Consider the following 20,618-nt stretch of genomic DNA (forward strand, 5'->3'; position numbering starts at 1 on the left):
CCTTATGGCTGCTGCCAGAGAATGACAGCCGCCGTTACCAACAAGTTGACGAGCGTCAGCGGCAGGCACACTTTCCAGCCGAAGGACATTACCTGGTCATAACGCGGACGCGGTAAGGACGCACGAATCAAAATGAACATCATCATGAAGAACGCGGTTTTCAGCGCGAACCAGATGAACGGCGGTAAGAACGGGCCATGCCAGCCACCAAAGAACAGCGTTACCATCAACGCGGAAATGGTGACGATACCGATGTACTCGCCCACGAAGAACAGACCGAATTTCATACCGGAATATTCAATGTGGTAACCGTCGGCCAGTTCCTGTTCGGCTTCTGGCTGGTCAAACGGGTGACGGTGACACACCGCCACGCCCGCGATAGCAAAGGTCACAAAACCAAAGAACTGCGGGATAACGTTCCAGATGTCGGCCTGGTTGTTGACGATGTCGGTCATGTTGAATGAACCGGCCTGCGCCACCACGCCCATCAGGGAGAGTCCCAGGAACACTTCGTAGCTCAGCGTCTGCGCGGAAGCACGCATCGCACCCAGCAGCGAGTATTTGTTGTTACTGGACCAGCCTGCGAACAGCACCGCGTACACCGCGAGGCCTGCCATCATCAGGAAGAACAGAATGCCGATGTTCAGGTCAGCCACCACCCAGGTCGGGCTGACGGGAACGATAGCAAACGCCAGCAGCAGCGAGGTAAAGGCGATCATCGGCGCCAGCGTAAAGATCACGCGGTCCGAGAAGCGCGGAACCCAGTCCTCTTTAAAGAACATCTTGATCATGTCCGCCACCAGCTGGAGTGAACCACCCCAGCCCACGCGGTTCGGTCCGTAACGGTTCTGGAACAGACCGAGCAGACGACGTTCACCAAAGCTCATGAACGCGCCGCAGGTGACGACCACCAGCAGAATGACGACCGCTTTCAGAATGCTCAGCAGGATGTCGATAAGATCCGGCGTTAACCAACTCATGCTTTTGCCTCCTGAAGGTTATCAAGATGCGCACCCGCCAGGACCGGCGCGATGCCAGGCATACCCATCGGCAGTCCCACCTGCCCTGCTGACAGGCTTTCAGAAATAATCAGCGGCAGGCTGATTGTCTGGCCGTCGTAGCTAAAGGCAATGTTCGCACCCGCGTTAACGCCAAGCTTCGCGGCATCCGCCGGGTTGAGCTTGATGTACGGCTGCGGCATACGCTGCTGGAATACCGGAGAACGCTGGGACATTTCGTCGCTACCAAACAGATGGTAGTACGGCGCAATACGCCAGTGGCCTTCCTGAGCCTGGAAACGTTCCGGAACGGTAGAGAAGAAGTCCAGATCGGTTTCGGAGGCTTCAATCAGACGCACGCCCGGATCGCCGTGGCGCAGATGACCACCCACTTCAGCCTGGAATTTGTTCCATGCCTGTGGGGAGTTCCAGCCCGGTGCCCATGCAAACGGGATTTGCGAACGCGGCGCAGACGGCTGGTTGTTCCCTTCCATCGAGAAGGCGAACATGGTGTCTTTATCCTGCGGCTGACGCGGTTCGTGCACGCTGATGTTGGCACGCATCGCAGTACGACCGCTGTAGCGGTGCGGCTCACGCGCCAGTTTCTGGCCGCGAATACGGAAGCTTGCGTCAGGCGCGGCGTCTTTAATGCCCGCCAGCTGAGGCAGTTTCTCAATAACCGCGTCGATTACGTGGTCGAGCTGCGTCCAGTCCACTTCACGACTCTGCACGGTGCTGTGCAGAGAGTGCAGCCAGCGCCAGCTTTCCAGCATCACGGTGTTGCTGTCGTAGTAGGCCGGGTCATAAACCTGGAAGAAGCGCTGTGCGCGGCCTTCGTTGTTGATCACCGTCCCGTCGCTTTCTGCGAAGCTTGCAGCAGAGAGCACCAGGTGTGCTTTGTCCATGATCGCGGTGCGCTGATGGTCGATAACCATCACCAGCGGTGCTTTGGAGAGCGCGGCGTCAACGCGAGCGGCCGAAGCGTGGCGATGCAGGTCATTTTCCAGCACTACCACCGCATCAGCAGAACCGGATTCCAGTTCGCTTAACGCTTCTTCCAGCGAGCCGCCGCCAATCATGCCCAGTCCGATGCTGTTCACCGCACGGGCAATCATGGTCACACCGACGTCAGCGCCACGGCCCTTCAGGGCTTTGGCAACGTTCGCTGCGGCCTGAATGATTTCAGCGCTACCGGCGTTGGTACCGGAAATGATCAGTGGTTTCTTCGCCCCCGCCAGCGCCTGAACAATCACGTCGACCTTGTTCTGCAGGTCGCGATCCAGTTCAACGGCCGGCGAGTTGCTGTCCAGCGCGTGGGCAATGGCAAAGCCGAGGCGAGCCTGATCTTCAACCGGTGCGCAGTAGGTCCACGCTGCGATATCGTCCAGACGGGTGTTGTCGACGTTAGTCACAAACAGAGGATGCTTCGCGCGCTGGCCGATGTTGAGGATCGCCGCAATCTGCCAGTCAGCCACTTTCTGCGCCGCTGCCATTTCACGTGCTTTACCCTTCACCGCCTGACGAACCGCCAGAGCCGCGCGTGCGCCGGTCTGCGTCAGGTCTTCCCCGAGCACCAGAACCGCATCATAGGATTCGATTTCGCGCAGCGCAGGCGTGTGTACACCGCCTTCACGCAGCACTTTCAGCACCAGTTGCAGACGTTCCTGCTCGCCATGGGCGATACCGGTATAGAAGTTTTCCGCCCCAACCAGCTCGCGCAGCGCGAAGTTGCTTTCGATGCTGGCGCGCGGGGAGCCGATGCCGATCACTTTCTTCGACTGGCGCAGAATATCTGCCGCGCCCTGCATCGCCTGTTCAGCGTTGAGGGTAATGACGTCGTCGCCACGGCGCTGAACCGGCTGACGCGGACGGTCTTTCAGGTTCACATAGCCATAGCCAAAACGACCGCGATCGCAGAGGAAGTAGTGGTTAACGGTACCGTTGTAACGGTTTTCGATACGACGCAGTTCACCGTAACGTTCACCCGGGCTGGTGTTACAGCCGAGGGAGCACTGCTGGCAGATGCTTGGCGCAAACTGCATGTCCCATTTACGGTTGTAACGCTCGGAGTGGGTTTTATCCGTGAACACGCCGGTCGGGCAGATTTCTACCAGGTTACCGGAGAATTCGCTTTCAAGCGTACCGTCTTCCGGACGACCGAAGTAAACGTTGTCATGCGCGCCATACACGCCCAGATCCTGACCGTCTGCATAATCTTTGTAATAACGCACGCAGCGGTAGCAGGCGATGCAGCGGTTCATTTCGTGAGAGATGAACGGCCCCAGATCCTGATTTCGGTGGGTACGCTTGGTAAAGCGATAGCGACGGAAGCTGTGACCGGTCATGACGGTCATATCCTGAAGGTGGCAGTTACCACCCTCCTCACACACCGGACAGTCGTGTGGGTGGTTGGTCATCAACCACTCCACTACGCTTTCGCGGAACTGTTTGGCTTCTTCGTCATCAATCGAAATAAAAGTGCCTTCGGTGGCTGGCGTCATACAGGACATCACCAGTCGACCACGCGTGTCTTCCGCGTTTTGATATTGCTTCACCGCACACTGGCGGCAAGCACCGACGCTGCCCAGCGCCGGATGCCAGCAAAAGTACGGAATATCGAGGCCAAGAGACAGACAAGCTTCCAGCAGGTTGTCCGCCCCGTTGACTTCGTATTCTTTGCCGTCTACATGAATCGTAGCCATTAGCATGCTTCCAGTTGGCTCGGCCGAAACCGAGCGTTAATCAAAATTCTGTTTTTACCAGCGTGCTTTCAGCAGGTTCGGCTGAATACCATTGATAGAATGGGTATTGCTGAACGGCTGCTTGATGCCTGCTTCGAATTCGTCGCGGAAATATTTAATCGCGCTCTGCAGCGGCTCGACGGCACCCGGTGCGTGGGCACAGAAGGTTTTACCTGGCCCTAAGAATCGACACAGTTGCTCAAGTGTCTCGATATCGCCAGGCTGGCCTTCGCCACGTTCGATAGCGCGCAGGATCTTCACGCTCCACGGCAGACCGTCACGGCATGGTGTACACCAGCCGCAGGACTCGCGGGCGAAGAACTCTTCCAGGTTACGCACCAGGGATACCATGCCGATCTCGTGGTCGACGGCCATCGCCAGCGCGGTACCCAGACGGCTGCCTGCTTTACCAATGCTTTCGAACTCCATTGGCAGGTCAAGGTGGGCTTCGGTTAAGAAGTCTGTCCCTGCCCCACCCGGCTGCCAGGCTTTGAATTTCAGGCCATCGCGCATGCCGCCGGCGTAGTCTTCAAGAATTTCACGTGCGGTGGTGCCGAACGGCAGCTCCCAGACGCCAGGATTCTTCACGCGACCGGAGAAGCCCATCAGCTTGGTACCGGCATCTTTACTTGATGAGATGCCCTGATACCACTCCACGCCGTTCGCAAGGATAGCCGGAACGTTACACAGGGTTTCGACGTTGTTTACACAGGTCGGTTTACCCCACACGCCGGAGCTTGCCGGGAACGGTGGCTTGGAGCGCGGGTTCGCGCGGCGGCCTTCCAGGGAGTTAATCAGCGCGGTTTCTTCACCGCAGATATAACGCCCGGCACCGGTGTGCACGAACAGCTCGAAGTCAAACCCGGTGCCCAGGATGTTTTTACCCAGCAGTCCGGCTTCAGTGGCTTCGGCAATCGCGCGACGCAGGTTTTCAGCCGCTTCGATGTATTCACCGCGCAGGAAGATGTAGCCACGGTACGCTTTCAGCGCGAACGCTGAGATCAGCATGCCTTCCACCAGCAGGTGCGGCAGCTGTTCCATCAGCAGGCGGTCTTTATAGGTACCCGGCTCCATTTCATCGGCGTTACACAGCAGGTAACGGATGTTCATGGATTCATCTTTCGGCATCAGGCTCCACTTCAGACCGGTGGAGAAGCCCGCACCGCCGCGCCCTTTCAGGCCAGAATCTTTTACCGCATTAACGATGTTGTCTGGCGCCATGCCGCCGAGGGCTTTACGCGCACCGGCATAGCCGTTTTTGCTCTGATATTCGTCGAGCCAGACCGGCTGTTTGTCATCGCGCAGACGCCAGGTCAGCGGATGCGTCTCAGCAGTACGAATTACAGTTTTCATTTGTACTGCTCCAGCAGGTCAGGAATCGCTTCCGGCGTCAGATGGCTGTGAGTGTCCTCATCAATCATCATGGTCGGTCCCTTGTCGCAGTTACCCAGGCAGCAGGTTGGCAGCAGGGTAAAGCGTCCGTCGAACGTGGTCTGGCCCGGCTTAATATTAAGTTTCTTCTCAATCGCAGCCTGAATGCCCTGATAACCGGTAATGTGGCAGACAACGCTGTCACAGTAGCGGATCACATGGCGGCCGACCGGCTGACGAAAGATCTGGCTGTAGAACGTGGCTACGCCTTCTACGTCACTCGCCGGAATGCCCAGCACTTTTGCGATCTCATAGATCGCCCCATCCGGCACCCAACCACGCTGTTTCTGTACGATTTTCAGCGCTTCAATGGACGCCGCACGCGGGTCTTCGTAGTGGTGCATCTCGTGCTCAATGGCGGCACGCTCTGCTTCACTCAGCTCAAAAGCCTCGGTTTGTGGTTGTTGATTCTCGTGCATAATTAGCGGTCCACATCTGACATAACAAAATCGATACTACCCAGATACACAATCAGGTCGGAGACCAGACTGCCGCGAATGGCGGCCGGGATCTGCTGCAGGTGCGCAAAGCTTGGCGTACGCACGCGGGTACGGTAGCTCATGGTGCTGCCGTCGCTGGTGAGGTAGTAGCTGTTGATACCCTTGGTCGCTTCAATCATCTGGAAGGATTCTTGTGCCGGCATGACCGGGCCCCAGGAAACCTGCAAGAAGTGGGTGATCAGGGTTTCGATATGTTGCAGCGTGCGCTCTTTCGGTGGCGGCGTCGTCAGCGGGTGATCCGCCTTGAACGGGCCTTCCGGCATGTTGTTGAGGCACTGCTCAAGGATGCGCAGGCTCTGGCGCAGCTCTTCCACTTTCAGCATCACGCGGGTGTAGCAGTCGGAAACGCCGCCGCCAACCGGGACTTCAAAGTCGAAGTTCTCGTAGCCAGAGTAAGGACGGGCTTTACGCACGTCGAAATCAATACCGGTTGCGCGCAGGCCAGCACCTGTGGTTCCCCACTCCAGCGCCTCTTTCGCCCCGTAGGCAGCAACGCCCTGGGAGCGGCCTTTCAGGATGGAGTTACGCAGCGCGGCTTTCTCGTAAGACGCCAGACGTTTCGGCATCCAGTCGAGGAATTCACGCAGCAGGCGGTCCCAGCCGCGCGGCAGATCGTGCGCCACGCCGCCGATGCGGAACCAGGCCGGGTGCATACGGAAACCGGTAATCGCTTCCACCAGATCGTAGATTTTCTGACGGTCGGTAAAGGCGAAGAAGACCGGCGTCATCGCGCCGACGTCCTGAATGAACGTGGAGATGTACAGCAGGTGGCTGTTAATACGGAACAGTTCAGACAGCATCACGCGAATCACATTAACGCGATCCGGGACGGTGATGCCTGCCAGTTTCTCAACAGCCAGCACGTATGGCATCTCGTTTACGCAGCCGCCGAGGTATTCGATACGGTCGGTATACGGAATGTAGCTGTGCCAGGACTGACGCTCGCCCATCTTCTCGGCACCACGGTGGTGATAGCCGATGTCAGGCACGCAGTCGACAATTTCTTCGCCGTCAAGCTGAAGGATAATACGGAATGCACCGTGCGCAGACGGGTGGTTTGGACCGAGGTTAAGGAACATGAAGTCCTCGTTTTCGGTGCCGCGCTTCATGCCCCAGTCTTCCGGCTTGAAGGTCAGCGCTTCCATCTCCAGATCCTGCTTGGCTTTGGTCAGCTCAAACGGGTCGAATTCGGTGGCGCGTGCCGGGTAGTCTTTACGCAGCGGGTGGCCGGTCCAGGTCTGCGGCATCATGATGCGCGTCAGATGCGGGTGGCCGTCGAAGGTCATGCCGAACATTTCCCAGGTTTCACGCTCGTACCAGTTGGCGTTCGGGAAAAGTTTGGTGATCGTCGGAAGATGCATGTCGTTTTCAGACAATGCCACCTTGAGCATGATATCCGTGTTGCGGTCTATTGAGATCAGGTGGTAGAAAACGGAAAAATCCGCAGCAGGGAGACCCTGGCGGTGCGTTCTCAGACGTTCGTCCATGCCGTGTAAGTCAAACAGCATGACGTAAGGTTTTGGCAATTTCTTGAGGAAATCGACAACTTCCAGTAATTGCTCACGCTTCACCCAAACAACGGGTACCCCGGTGCGGGTGGCCTGAACAGTAAAGGCATCCGGCCCAAAACGGTTGCGCAGTTCGCCAATGACGGGGTCATCGAGGTGATCCCGGGTCTGCCAGGCGGCTTCTTGCGCGGTTAAGTCGGTCATATTGTTCACCATTGCAAATGGTCCGTGGTGACTGTTAAGCCTGGCTTCGCGCTATTTGAGTAGTGATATGCGAAGGTGTTCTCCAGGCCCACAGGCGCAAATTAAATTTCGTCAGGCGTACGCAGGTTGGTGACGGCAATACGTTCACCACGTTTACGCTCGCGCTCAGACTGCATGTTCGCGCGATAGACACCTTGATCGCCAACAACCCAGGAGAGCGGACGGCGTTCTTTACCGATTGACTCCTGCAGCAGCATCAGCGCCTGCATATAGGCCTCTGGACGCGGCGGGCAGCCCGGGATGTACACATCCACCGGAATGAACTTATCAACGCCCTGCACAACGGAATAAATGTCGTACATACCGCCGGAGTTTGCACATGCGCCCATGGAGATTACCCATTTTGGCTCCAGCATCTGGTCATAAAGACGCTGAATAACCGGTGCCATCTTGGTAAAGCAGGTCCCGGCCACCACCATCAGGTCAGCCTGACGTGGAGAAGCACGCAGTACCTCGGCCCCAAAACGCGCAACGTCATGCACCGCAGTGAATGACGTCACCATTTCAACGTAGCAGCAAGAAAGGCCAAAGTTGTATGGCCAGATGGAGTTCTTACGACCCCAGTTGACCATATCGTGCATGGCATGTTCGAGCTTGCCCATGTACACGCTTTTGTTGACTTCTTGCTCCAGGGGGTCGGTTACGATCTCCTGTTTTTGCAGGGGGTAACGGTCATTCTCACCGTTAGGATCTATGCGGGTGAGCGTATAATCCATCTTATTGCCTCGCTGTTACTGCTGACGATTAGAGATACTGTTTTCCGGGTTGATGTGTTCACGGCGTGAACGCACAGGTGTCCAGTCCAGCGCGCCAATACGCACCAGATAAACCAGACCGGCCAGTAACACTAAAATGAAAATTGCGGCCTCGACAAAGCCCACCCAACCACTTTCGCGAATGGAGGTAGACCACGCGAAGAGGTAAAGCGCTTCCACGTCGAAAATGACGAAGAACATGGCTACCAGGTAGAACTTGGCAGACAGGCGTAAGCGAGCGGTACCTACTGAATCAATACCTGATTCGAAAGGTGTGTTTTTGTGCCTTGCGCGGGCGCGACCGCCCAGGAACCAGCCGCCGACTAACATCAGGCAGCACAGGCCAATGGCTACAATAAGAAAGATTGCGAATGCCCAGTGATGAGCGATGACTTCTGTGGATGTTGACATACTCATTGCTTACTCATCAAAAGTGATACCGACGACACTGCTCTTGCTGGCAGATGGGCATCACATCGATTCATGGGGAGGAACAAAATAACCTTACACTAACTGTCAGAAATGAGACATAGACAGCAAAATGATGGGGTTTTTTACTCCTTTCTATAACCTTTTGTCAACTTTAACAAAGGTTTCTTCACATTAAATTACAACGTGCGATTCTCATTAACATTTGGTGCCCTTTAACCCTGGTGGGTACATGACTTTACGTCAAATGCATCTTGTTGAATCGTGTCCGTTTTGGAAGTAAAAAAAATAACCCTCCTATTTTGACAGGATTTGCCAACGATTCCTCCCCCCAAATGGGAGTATTTTCTTGATCTGAGACACGCTTTTGTTAATTCAATCAAAAAAACAGCAACATATTTCCTGTTTTTTTAACATCGGCGGGGTATTAGGCAAGTTAGAAGAGGTATCGTTTACAACTTAATCAAAAGCATTTTCTGCATTGATAAATAAGCGGTATTTGCTTTAACCCTGCTCCGTTCGCGGTTATGAATAGCAAAAAAAACCACTCGCAGGAAAAAATCATGCGAGTGGCTCTTTTTTGCACTTACATTTTGTTACGAGAATTTTGGGGGAATGATCACTCAAAATCCCTTTCCACAATCAGGGAGTCATCCCCTCCTTCCGGAGTAACAGGCGCGTACTGCCATGGATTGTGGTAGTTTTCCATTGCCTCGAATACCACTTTCGCTAGCTCGTTGTTGCTGGCGGCATTATGGCACAGCAGGTACTCCGTATCCGGCAACGACGGGAGTCCCTCAGATTGACCCAGCACACGCAGATCGGGGCTCATCATCTCCACCGGACGGGCTGTTACGCCAAGTCCGGCCTTCACTGCCGCTCGTACCGCAGGCAACGTTGACGCAACGTACGCCAGGCGCCACGGAATACTGGCTTCGTTGAGCGCAGTCAGCACCATATCGCGGAACGGACTAGGATCGTCCAGCAGGACCAGGGGTATTGGCTCACCTTTTTGCAATACGTACTCCGCGGCACAGTACCAGTGCGTAGGAGAAGTACGCAGCGTCAGGCAGTCATACTGGCCAGGTCGATGCGTGGTGACCACCAGGTCAACCTCGTTTTCTTTCAGCATCTCAACCATGAAGGCATTGCGTTTAACGCTAACGTCCAGGGCAAGCTTCGGATAAACCGAGCTAATTCGGTTGAGAAGGAAGGGCAAAATGGTATCTGCTGATTCATCTGACGCCCCTAATGTTAACACTCCCTGAAGGTTGCTAAACATTAATGACATACAGGCTTCATCATTAAAGCGCAGTATCTTTCTGGCATAACCCAGAAGCTGAATACCATGTTCTGTTAAAAGCTTATTACGTCCATGACGCGCAAAAAGCTCTTTACCAACCAGTTGTTCCAGCCGCTGCATTTGCTGACTCACGGCGGACTGGGTACGGCAAACGGCGGCAGCAGCTGCTGCAAAAGTGTTGAGATCGGCGACCGCAACAAACGTTCTCAGCAGATCGAGGTCGAGATTCATTATCGGACGATTTGCATTTATCATATCTTTTCACTTTCAGGTTGCTCGTGCGGAGCTGCCCGGGTTGAAGCTGTGTGTAACAGTTAAGCAATTCCTTCTGAAGAGTTTCCCTCGCGTCCCGGCCCGGCAGACTGCCTGACAGATAGTTATTGTACTTTGGTATATCAACAGTCAGAAATCACGTTTCATGACGTTATTTTTATTCTCTTGCGTTCAGGATATTTCGTTATCTGAAGGTAGATGTAAATTCCATTAAGAGTAAGACATGTTTTCTGCCATCTATATCGCAGCGTTGCCAGCGTAGCAAGATGTGACTTACCCAATCAGCCAGAGATTACTTTAACAATAACAATCGATTAATACAGGAAGGCAGAAGCTGATATACGTAACAGGCCTATCGCTACGCTGCATTCCCAAAACACATCTTAACCCAAATCCACTATATTTATAAGTCTTATTGCAATATAACGGATTTAACGCCAATGATAAGCAACTACACTCTTTTTATTAAAATTAACGAAAGTTGCATTTTCGTCGTTAATAATAAATAAAGTTTAATTTAGATTCAGGCCATTCATTAATAACACTTAACATTAATTTCACATGAGTAACTTTTAACCTGGCTTTGCTAATAGAGCAAACTGTATCTCAGCATTCAGGTTTTACGAATGGTCACTCAGGGGGACTAACGCTTCAGCCCGGATCGTCTTTTTATTTAAATCAGAATAATATTAATATTTATGTGAAACTTTCAGCATAAAAAACCCAACATTAAGCGTTTTCACGGTAATTTCAGGCGCAAAATCACTCCATCATTAGATTAAGCAATCACAGCAGTGCTGCCTGGTTGGACAAAATCTTCTTCTGTGCGCCCTTCAAAACGAAGCGCGGTGGGAGTACATTGTTCCGTGCTGCTTCCACGGCAGGAAGTTGCAATAATAGCGAAAAGGTTAAAGGTTCATGTCCCCTATCGAAAAATCCAGCAAGCTCGACAACGTCTGTTACGACATCCGTGGCCCGGTACTCAAAGAGGCAAAACGCCTTGAAGAGGAAGGCAATAAGGTTCTGAAACTCAACATCGGCAACCCCGCGCCATTTGGTTTTGAAGCGCCGGATGAGATCCTGGTGGATGTGATCCGTAACCTGCCCACTGCACAAGGCTACTGCGATTCAAAAGGGCTCTACTCCGCCCGTAAAGCCATCATGCAGCACTATCAGGCTCGCGGTATGCGCGACGTCACCGTTGAAGATATCTACATTGGCAACGGTGTCTCGGAGTTGATCGTTCAGGCGATGCAGGCGCTCCTGAACAGCGGCGATGAAATGCTGGTTCCCGCTCCAGACTATCCGCTGTGGACGGCTGCGGTATCGCTCTCCAGCGGTAAAGCGGTGCACTATCTTTGCGATGAATCGTCGGACTGGTTCCCGGATCTGGATGACATTCGCGCCAAAATAACACCGCGCACCCGGGGAATCGTGATCATTAACCCGAATAACCCGACGGGCGCGGTCTATTCAAAAGAGCTGCTGATGGAGATCGTCGAGATCGCCCGCCTGCACAACCTGATCATCTTTGCCGACGAGATTTACGACAAGATCCTGTACGACGCGGCGCAGCACCACTCTATCGCCGCGCTGGCGCCCGATCTGCTGACGGTCACCTTTAACGGACTGTCTAAAACTTACCGCGTTGCCGGTTTCCGTCAGGGCTGGATGGTACTGAACGGTCCGAAAAAACATGCGAAAGGCTACATTGAAGGGCTGGAGATGCTGGCATCCATGCGTCTGTGCGCCAACGTACCGGCGCAACATGCGATCCAGACAGCACTCGGGGGCTATCAAAGCATCAGCGAGTTTATCGTTCCAGGCGGCCGCCTCTATGAACAACGCAACCGTGCATGGGAATTAATTAATGATATTCCGGGCGTCTCCTGCGTGAAGCCTAACGGCGCGCTGTATATGTTCCCGAAAATCGACGCGAAGCGCTTCAATATTCACGACGACCAGAAAATGGTGCTCGACTTCCTGTTGCAGGAAAAAGTGCTGCTGGTTCAGGGGACGGCGTTTAACTGGCCGTGGCCGGATCACGTGCGTATTGTAACCCTGCCGCGCGAAGACGATCTCGAAATGGCCATCAGCCGCTTCGGGCGATTCCTCTCGGGGTACCATCAGTAACGCTGACTTTCCGCCGGGTGGCGCTGCGCTTACCCGGCCTGTAACATCTGCAAATTTGCATCTTCCCTCCCCTCCCCGCACAATGAAGTCCGTCGCAGTGAAGACATAAGGTAACCTATGAGTCAGAGTCATTTCTTTGCCCACCTCTCCCGCCTGAAACTCATCAACCGCTGGCCGCTGATGCGCAACGTGCGCACTGAAAATGTGTCTGAGCACAGTTTGCAGGTTGCTATGGTCGCTCATGCGCTGGCAGCAATTAAAAACCGCAAATTCAACGGGCAGGTTAATGCCGAACGTATCGCCCTGCTGGCGTTGTACCACGATGCATCGGAAGTGCTGACCGGGGATCTGCCTACGCCGGTGAAATATTTCAACTCGCAGATTGCCCAGGAATATAAGGCCATTGAGAAGATTGCCCAGCAGAAGCTGATCGACATGGTGCCTGATGAGCTGCGTGATATCTTCGGACCACTGATCGACGAGCATCAGTATACGGAAGAGGAGAAATCCCTGGTTAAGCAGGCCGATGCGCTGTGCGCCTACCTGAAATGTCTGGAAGAGTTATCCGCGGGGAATAACGAGTTCTTGCTGGCGAAAACGCGCCTGGAGAAAACGCTCGACTCCCGCCGTAGCGAAGAGATGGATTACTTTATGCAGGTGTTTGTGCCGAGCTTCCATTTGTCGCTGGATGAGATCAGTCAGGATTCACCGCTGTAGTTTTTCGCCCAGCGGCGCTGCGCTTGCAGGGCCTACGAATCACGTAGGCCGGGTAAGGCGTAGCCGCCACCCGGCGATGTTCTCAGAACGGGAATAACACCGGAATCAGCACCACGCATACCAGCATCACCAGCACGGTGAACGGCACGCCCAGCTTTACAAAATCGCTGAATCGATAGTTTCCCGGCCCCAGCACCAGGGTATTGACCGGGGAAGATACCGGCGTCATAAATGCCGCGGACGCCGCCATCGCTACCACCATCGCAAACGGATAGGGCGAAACGCCCATCGATTTTGCCATCGCCAGCGCAATAGGCGCCATCAGCACCGCCGTTGCGGTATTGGAGATGAACAAACCAATGGTGGCGCACATGACGAACAGGCAAACCATCATCAGGTACGGACCATATCCCCCGCCCGCGTCCATTAAGCCTTTTACGATCAAATCCACCCCGCCGGTTTTCTGTAACGCCAGGGCAAAGGGCATCATCCCAACGATGAGAATGATGCTTGGCCAGTGAATCGCTTTGTAAGCGCTTTCGGCGTCGATACAGCGGAATTTGCCCATTAACAGACAGGCGATTATCGCCGCCACCGGGTTAGGGATCTCGTCCGTCAGCATCAACGCGACCATCAACACCAGGCAAAAAATCGCATGGGGCGCCTGACTGTGCGCCGGTGACGCGTCGCTCTCTTCAATCGGCATATTCAGCACCACAAAATCGCGGCCTTTCTGCCCGAGCTGGCTAATCAGTTTCCAGTTGCCGACCACGAGGAAGATATCCCCCAGCAGGATCGGCTCATCCACCACCGCCCCTTCAAGGGCTACGCCATCGCGCTTCAGGCCCACTACGTTGAGGCCATAGCGGGTACGAAAGCCGATTTCGCGCACGGTTTTGCCCAATAACTCCGATTCCGGGATCAGCGACACCTCGGCCATACCCACATCCAGCGCCCGGTCGGAGAAATACTCGCCGCGCAGCACCATCGGCTCCAGCAGTTGCTCGCTACAAAACTCTCGCAGATCCACGTCCGCGGTGGACATATCAATCAGCAGGACGTCACGCGCGCGAAACTCTGACACCCCATTCACGTTAACGATTACCCGACGAAAACGACGCCAGCGCTCAACCCCGATGACGTTCGCGCCATAGCGTTCGCGTAGCTTAAGGTCGTCCAGCCGCTGGCCTATCATCGGCGAACCGGGGCGGATAGCCAGCCGACGGGCGCGCCCGGTCAGACGGTACTCTTTGATCAAATCGCGAAAAGTTCGCCGCTTCCAGCCCTCTTTGGCTTTGTCCTGCTTCTCCCCTTTCAGCGCGAAACGGGTCAACAGCATATAGATAATGCCCATCACCAGTACAACCAGCCCGATCGGCGTGACGCTGAAAAAGCTAAACCCCTCAAGCCCCTCACGGATCAGTTCGCTGTTTACGACGAGGTTCGGCGGGGTCGCGACCAGCGTCATCATGCCGCTGATGAGCCCGGCAAAGCTCAACGGCATCATCAGCCGCGACGGGGAGATCTGCATCCTCATGCAGACGCTCAGCACAACCGGAATAAAGATGGCCACGACCCCCGTCGAGCTCATAAACGCACCCAGTCCGGCGACCGTCAGCATCAGATAAATCAGCATTTTGGTTTCGCTGCTGCCCGCCACTTTAACCAGCCACGACCCCATCATCGTCGCCACGCCGGTGCGTACCAGCCCGTCGCCAATAATAAACAGGGCGGCAATCAAAATAACGTTGGGATCGCTAAACCCGGAAAAGGCTTCTGGCAGGGAAAGGGTACCGCTCAGAACGAACGCGACAATCACAAACAGGGCGACGGCATCCATGCGCACCTTGCCCGTGGCAAAAAGAATGATGGCGATTAACAGCAGGCTCAGGACCCAAATCAGTTCACCGTTCACAACATGTCCTTGTCAGTGGAGGAGAAGCAATTCTGCCATAAAAAAGCCCCGGTAATGCGGGGCTATATCATGGGATTACATTTTTAGCGAGACGGTTACAACGCCGTCTGATGCCTTCGAGACGTCGATGGCGGTCAGAGTATTAAGCACAAAATCTGCCTCCTCCAGCCGGGGGGACCCCGCCGGGACGTTAACGGCAATGACGTGGCTTCCGGCGTTCAGCCCGGCCAGCACGCCTGCCGCCGCGTCTTCCACCACCACGCACTCCGCTGGCGCAAGGCCGAGCAGTTCAGCGCCGAGCAGAAACGCATCCGGTTCGGGCTTGCCGCGCTTTACGCGCTCAGCGGTAATGAAGACGTCCGGCGTCGGTAAACCGGCCGCCTTATGGCGGGCATGCGCGACAGGAACCGAGCCGGAGGTGACGATAGCCCACGGGATCTGCGCTTCATTCAGATGCTCAAGCAATTCGCGCGCACCGGGCAGCGCGGTGATGCCCTCAGTGTCGGTAGCTTCAATCTGCTCCAGATATTTGAACTCCGCCTGAATCTCTTCCTCAGGACGTCCCGCCAGGAAGTGCCGCAATGAGGTAATGGCCTGTTTGCCATGGATGAAATTCAGTACATCCTGATGGTCAATGCCGTGCCTGTCGGCCCAATGACACCAGGAACGCTCCACTACCGGCAGCGAATCCACCAGCGTACCGTCCAGATCAAACAGAAAACCTTTACACTGCACACGCACCTCCGTCAGGCATTAATGATTTGTTGAATTTCGTTGCTGCTTAAATGGTACTGACGCGGACAGGCGTGCCACGCGCTCAGCATACGTTGATACTTATCCCACATCGGGGTCTGGGCGTTGAAGCCGTGCGTACCCGCATCAAAATGAGTGTAGCGCCCTTCGGTGTTCACCATAAAGCGCACATAGCTCAGATAGCGCGCTTCTGTCGCGGCATCAAAGCCCAGGAACGTTACGCGGCGCTCGTCAATGGACTGCTGGTCTTTCAGATTGGTCCAGGACACATGCAGTGCATGGTACATCTCCATGATGTCGATAACGATACGGCAGGTTTCCTCTTTCAGTTCGCCAAATTCGCGATCCAGTTCGCGCATCTGCAAGCCAAAACCACGTTCAACAATGGTTTGCAGGCGGCTGTAGCGCGCAGCGTTATCGGGATCAAGCATAGTCATCATCTTGTACTGGTTAGACAAAATCAGACGTTGAGCATGGGTCATTTCCATCTTTCGACTCCTGTAGCGCATTGCACTGTAAAAAAAAGACACGGTAACTGATTGTTACTGTGCCTTCTTTTGGTCGTCGTTTCGATGATCAATCACAAGTCATCGAGGAATGTTTTATCAAGCTGTTTAAACGCGCGCTTGAGGGTGTCCGCCAGCGCCTGATAATCCGGCTTGCCTTCAACCGGGGCGAGCGCCTGGCCGGCCTCCTCCAGTTTTCCACGCACTTCATAAAACCAGTGTAAAATAGAAGGCGGAAGTGGCGTGACGGAACGTTTACCTAACCACCACAATCCCTGCATCGGCAGGCTTAACGCAAAGAGCGCCGTCGCGACGGCAGGTCCAAGCTGTCCACCCAGCGCAATTTGCCAGCAAAGAGTAAAGACGGCGATCGGGGGCATAAAGCGAATCGCATAGCGCGTGGCGCGAATAGTGCGATTTTCAATAAACATGGGCGCGAGGCGCTTTTCCATCGGCCATGTCTTTGCGTAATGCTGTCCCCGACGAAACAGACTAAAAAAGTTCACGGACGGGATTTCAGGTGTTGACATGGCTGTACCTCAACTTCACATATAAAAATTAAAATTTTCGTGCAAAACCACAACAGGCTATGACAACGTTCAAAATATTTTGTCATCGCTACCCCGTATCGGGTATCCTGTGCCAGCCTGATAGGCCGTAGACGAGAAGCGTTAACTCGTCAAATTATCGCATATTATGCCATTGTCTGAAAAATGTTCAAAATGGCTTAAAATCATAGGTATTTCTTCCATCCTGCCAGAATGTTCGTTTGGCATGATGTTAATCATAAATGTCTGAGTCAGCATGCGTTACGCTTTAGACTCATTGACGTTTTTTTAGCCACGTATCAATTATAGGTACTTCCATGTCGAGTAAGTTAGTACTGGTTCTGAACTGCGGTAGCTCTTCACTGAAATTCGCCATCATCGATGCGCTCAACGGTGATGAGTACCTCTCTGGTTTGGCCGAATGTTTCCATCTGCCTGAAGCACGTATCAAGTGGAAGATGGACGGCAGCAAACAAGAAGCGGCTTTAGGTGCAGGCGCCGCTCACAGTGAAGCGCTGAACTTTATCGTTAACACTATTCTGGCACAAAAACCAGAACTGTCTGCTCAGCTGACTGCGATTGGTCACCGTATCGTCCACGGCGGCGAAAAATACACCAGCTCCGTGGTAATCGACGACTCTGTGATTCAGGGCATCAAAGACTCTGCGTCTTTCGCACCGCTGCATAACCCGGCTCACCTGATCGGTATCGCTGAAGCACTGAAATCCTTCCCGAATCTGAAAGATAAAAACGTGGCCGTGTTTGACACCGCGTTCCATCAGACCATGCCGGAAGAGTCTTACCTCTATGCCCTGCCATACAGCCTGTACAAAGAGCACGGCGTACGTCGCTACGGCGCACACGGCACCAGCCACTTCTATGTGACTCAGGAAGCCGCAAAAGTACTGAACAAGCCGGTTGAAGAAGTCAACATCATCACCTGCCACCTGGGCAACGGTGGTTCTGTTTCTGCAATCCGCAACGGTAAGTGTGTTGATACCTCTATGGGTCTGACCCCGCTGGAAGGTCTGGTGATGGGTACCCGTTCCGGTGATATCGACCCGGCGATCATCTTCCACCTGCACGACACCCTGGGCATGAGCGTTGACGACATCAACAAAATGCTGACCAAAGAGTCTGGCCTGCTGGGTCTGACCGAAGTCACCAGCGACTGCCGTTACGTTGAAGACAACTACGCAGAAAAAGCTGACGCTAAACGTGCAATGGACGTTTACTGCCACCGTCTGGCGAAGTACATCGGTTCTTACACCGCGCTGATGGACGGTCGTCTGGACGCGGTTATCTTCACCGGCGGCATCGGTGAGAACGCGGCAATGGTACGTGAGCTGTCTCTGGGCAAACTGGGCGTACTGGGCTTCGAAGTCGATCACGAGCGTAACCTGGCTGCCCGCTTCGGCAAGTCTGGCTTCATCAACAAAGAAGGCACCCGCCCGGCTATCGTTATCCCAACTAACGAAGAGCTGGTCATCGCGCAAGACGCGTGCCGCCTGACTGCCTGATTCCACACCGCCAGCAATGCTGGCGGTGCTGTTTTGTAGCCCGCCCAACGCGGCGGTAACGAAAGAGGATAAACCGTGTCCCGTACTATTATGCTGATCCCTACCGGAACCAGCGTCGGCCTGACCAGCGTCAGCCTCGGCGTGATCCGCGCTATGGAACGCAAAGGCGTTCGTCTGAGCGTCTTTAAGCCTATCGCCCAGCCACGTGCCGGTGGCGATGCGCCAGACCAGACCACCTCCATCGTTCGTAAGAACTCCAATCTGCCAGCGGCTGAACCGCTGAAGATGAGCCACGTTGAATCTCTGCTCTCCAGCAACCAGAAAGACGTGCTGATGGAAGAGATCATCGCCAACTACCACGCAAACGCGCAGGACGCTGAAGTGGTGCTGGTTGAAGGCCTGGTCCCGACCCGTAAACACCAGTTTGCCCAGTCTCTGAACTTTGAAATCGCGAAAACCCTGAACGCAGAGATTGTTTTCGTGATGTCTCAGGGCACTGACACCCCAGAGCAGCTGAAAGAGCGTATCGAACTGACGCGCAGCAGCTTCGGCGGTGCGAAAAACACCAGCATCACCGGCGTGATTGTTAACAAGCTGAACGCGCCAGTAGATGAGCAGGGCCGTACGCGTCCTGACCTGTCCGAAATCTTCGACGACTCTTCCAAAGCGAAAGTCATCAAAGTTGACCCGGCCAAGCTGCAGGATTCCAGCCCACTGCCGGTGCTGGGTGCGGTGCCATGGAGCTTCGATCTGATTGCCACCCGTGCAATCGATATGGCGCGTCACCTGAATGCCACCATCGTTAACGAAGGCGATATCAACACCCGCCGCGTGAAGTCCGTGACCTTCTGCGCGCGCAGCATTCCGCACATGCTGGAACACTTCCGCGCAGGTTCCCTGCTGGTGACCTCTGCTGACCGTCCAGACGTGCTGGTTGCAGCGTGCCTGGCTGCGATGAACGGCGTGGAAATCGGTGCGATCCTGCTGACCGGTGCCTACGAGATGGACCCGCGCGTCAGCAAGCTGTGCGAACGTGCGTTCGCCACTGGCCTGCCAGTCTTCATGGTGAACACCAACACCTGGCAGACCTCCCTGAGCCTGCAAAGCTTCAACCTCGAAGTGCCGGTTGATGACCACGAGCGTATCGAGAAAGTTCAGGAATACGTTGCGGGCTACATCAACGCAGACTGGATCGAATCCCTGACGGCGACGTCCGAGCGCAGCCGTCGTCTGTCTCCTCCAGCCTTCCGTTACCAGCTGACCGAGCTGGCGCGTAAAGCGGGCAAACGCGTGGTTCTGCCAGAAGGTGACGAACCACGTACCGTTAAAGCGGCGGCCATCTGTGCAGAGCGCGGTATCGCGACCTGTGTGCTGCTGGGTAACCCGGATGAGATCAACCGCGTTGCGGCGTCTCAGGGCGTTGAGCTGGGCGCTGGCATTGAGATCGTTGACCCGGAAGTGGTTCGCGAAAGCTACGTTGCCCGCCTGGTTGAGCTGCGTAAGAACAAGGGCATGACCGAAGCCGTTGCGCGCGAGCAGCTGGAAGACAACGTCGTGCTGGGTACGCTGATGCTGGAGCAGGACGAAGTTGACGGCCTGGTTTCCGGTGCGGTTCACACCACCGCGAACACCATCCGTCCACCGTTGCAGCTGATCAAAACCGCACCGGGCAGCTCTCTGGTCTCCTCCGTGTTCTTCATGCTGCTGCCTGAACAGGTTTACGTTTATGGCGACTGCGCGATCAACCCGGACCCAACCGCAGAGCAGCTGGCAGAAATCGCTATCCAGTCTGCGGACTCCGCGACTGCCTTCGGTATCGAACCGCGCGTCGCGATGCTCTCCTACTCCACCGGTACTTCTGGTGCAGGCAGCGACGTAGAGAAAGTCCGTGAAGCAACCCGCATTGCGCAGGAAAAACGTCCGGATCTGATGATCGACGGCCCGCTCCAGTACGATGCCGCGGTAATGGCTGACGTTGCGAAATCTAAAGCGCCTAACTCGCCGGTTGCAGGTCGCGCTACCGTGTTCATCTTCCCGGATCTGAACACCGGTAACACCACCTATAAAGCGGTACAGCGTTCAGCAGACCTGATCTCCATCGGGCCAATGCTGCAAGGTATGCGCAAGCCTGTGAACGACCTGTCTCGTGGTGCGCTGGTTGACGATATCGTCTACACCATCGCGCTGACGGCGATCCAGTCTTCGCAGCAGCAGTAAGCTAAAAAGCCCGGTGGCGCTAGCGCTTACCGGGCCCAGGGTTTTGTAGGCCGGATAAGCGAAGCGCCATCCGGCAAAAAAAGGCGACCACTCAACGGGTCGCCTTT

Annotated in this window: 16 protein-coding genes; 4 read left to right on the top strand and 12 right to left on the bottom strand. The window is 54.8% G+C overall.

The window, feature by feature from the left end:
• Nucleotides 1–2: 2 nt before the first annotated feature.
• The 8 genes from nuoH to lrhA all read right to left on the bottom strand — a co-directional run bounded on the left by nuoH (nt 3) and on the right by lrhA (nt 10,184).
• Nucleotides 3–980 carry an NADH-quinone oxidoreductase subunit NuoH gene (nuoH, locus tag ACQG11_RS02095; protein ID WP_022648828.1) on the bottom strand — a complete coding sequence of 326 codons (978 nt, stop codon included), beginning with the start codon at nt 978–980 and terminating at the stop codon, nt 3–5.
• Nucleotides 977–3,700: an NADH-quinone oxidoreductase subunit NuoG gene (nuoG, locus tag ACQG11_RS02100; RefSeq protein WP_426728139.1), complete on the bottom strand. Its 2,724-nt coding sequence runs from the start codon at nt 3,698–3,700 to the stop codon at nt 977–979. The genes nuoH and nuoG overlap by 4 nt, the downstream gene beginning before the upstream one ends.
• 54 nt (nt 3,701–3,754) lie before the next feature.
• Entirely contained in the window at nt 3,755–5,092 is a 1,338-nt protein-coding gene (gene nuoF / locus ACQG11_RS02105) for an NADH-quinone oxidoreductase subunit NuoF (RefSeq protein WP_426728140.1), read from the bottom strand.
• Nucleotides 5,089–5,589 (bottom strand): NADH-quinone oxidoreductase subunit NuoE, encoded by a 501-nt coding sequence (gene nuoE, locus ACQG11_RS02110; protein ID WP_006176513.1) that lies wholly within the window; start codon nt 5,587–5,589, stop codon nt 5,089–5,091. Before nuoE ends, nuoF begins: the two co-directional genes overlap by 4 nt.
• Nucleotides 5,590–5,591: 2 nt before the next feature.
• Nucleotides 5,592–7,394: an NADH-quinone oxidoreductase subunit C/D gene (gene nuoC, locus ACQG11_RS02115; RefSeq protein ID WP_003861484.1), complete on the bottom strand. Its 1,803-nt coding sequence runs from the start codon at nt 7,392–7,394 to the stop codon at nt 5,592–5,594.
• Between the two features lie 89 nt (nt 7,395–7,483).
• A complete protein-coding gene (gene nuoB / locus ACQG11_RS02120) occupies nt 7,484–8,158 on the bottom strand; it encodes an NADH-quinone oxidoreductase subunit NuoB (RefSeq protein WP_003861482.1) in 675 nt (224 codons plus the stop codon).
• Between the two features lie 15 nt (nt 8,159–8,173).
• Nucleotides 8,174–8,614, bottom strand: a complete 441-nt coding sequence (nuoA, locus tag ACQG11_RS02125; protein ID WP_003861475.1) for an NADH-quinone oxidoreductase subunit NuoA — start codon at nt 8,612–8,614, stop codon at nt 8,174–8,176.
• Nucleotides 8,615–9,245: 631 nt separating this feature from the next.
• Nucleotides 9,246–10,184, bottom strand: coding sequence for a transcriptional regulator LrhA (gene lrhA, locus ACQG11_RS02130; RefSeq protein ID WP_032622483.1), 939 nt, complete (start codon nt 10,182–10,184; stop codon nt 9,246–9,248).
• A gap of 936 nt (nt 10,185–11,120) precedes the next feature.
• Here lrhA and alaA point away from each other — a divergent pair.
• Both alaA and yfbR read left to right on the top strand, forming a co-directional pair.
• Nucleotides 11,121–12,335 carry an alanine transaminase AlaA gene (alaA, locus tag ACQG11_RS02135; RefSeq protein ID WP_022648831.1) on the top strand — a complete coding sequence of 405 codons (1,215 nt, stop codon included), beginning with the start codon at nt 11,121–11,123 and terminating at the stop codon, nt 12,333–12,335.
• Nucleotides 12,336–12,452: 117 nt separating this feature from the next.
• On the top strand, nt 12,453–13,052 hold the full coding sequence (yfbR, locus tag ACQG11_RS02140) for a 5'-deoxynucleotidase (protein ID WP_022648832.1): 600 nt from the start codon (nt 12,453–12,455) through the stop codon (nt 13,050–13,052).
• An 82-nt stretch (nt 13,053–13,134) separates the two neighbouring features.
• Here yfbR and ACQG11_RS02145 read toward each other — a convergent pair whose 3' ends face one another.
• The 4 genes from ACQG11_RS02145 to yfbV all read right to left on the bottom strand — a co-directional run bounded on the left by ACQG11_RS02145 (nt 13,135) and on the right by yfbV (nt 16,756).
• Complete coding sequence (locus ACQG11_RS02145; protein ID WP_022648833.1) at nt 13,135–14,967, bottom strand: SLC13 family permease; 1,833 nt, start codon at nt 14,965–14,967, stop codon at nt 13,135–13,137.
• Nucleotides 14,968–15,042: 75 nt separating this feature from the next.
• Nucleotides 15,043–15,702, bottom strand: coding sequence for a sugar phosphatase (locus tag ACQG11_RS02150; RefSeq protein WP_022648834.1), 660 nt, complete (start codon nt 15,700–15,702; stop codon nt 15,043–15,045).
• Nucleotides 15,703–15,713: 11 nt separating this feature from the next.
• On the bottom strand, nt 15,714–16,208 hold the full coding sequence (locus ACQG11_RS02155; RefSeq protein WP_008502874.1) for a YfbU family protein: 495 nt from the start codon (nt 16,206–16,208) through the stop codon (nt 15,714–15,716).
• A 92-nt stretch (nt 16,209–16,300) separates the two neighbouring features.
• Nucleotides 16,301–16,756 carry a terminus macrodomain insulation protein YfbV gene (yfbV, locus tag ACQG11_RS02160; protein ID WP_003861459.1) on the bottom strand — a complete coding sequence of 152 codons (456 nt, stop codon included), beginning with the start codon at nt 16,754–16,756 and terminating at the stop codon, nt 16,301–16,303.
• Nucleotides 16,757–17,091: 335 nt separating this feature from the next.
• Between yfbV and ackA the strand changes: the two genes are divergently transcribed.
• Complete coding sequence (ackA, locus tag ACQG11_RS02165; protein WP_022648835.1) at nt 17,092–18,294, top strand: acetate kinase; 1,203 nt, start codon at nt 17,092–17,094, stop codon at nt 18,292–18,294.
• A gap of 75 nt (nt 18,295–18,369) precedes the next feature.
• On the top strand, nt 18,370–20,511 hold the full coding sequence (pta, locus tag ACQG11_RS02170) for a phosphate acetyltransferase (protein ID WP_022648836.1): 2,142 nt from the start codon (nt 18,370–18,372) through the stop codon (nt 20,509–20,511).
• The last annotated feature ends 107 nt before the right edge of the window (nt 20,512–20,618 follow it).

This window comes from Enterobacter cloacae complex sp. 372C4, assembly GCF_050030615.1.
GTDB lineage: Bacteria > Pseudomonadota > Gammaproteobacteria > Enterobacterales > Enterobacteriaceae > Enterobacter > Enterobacter intestinihominis.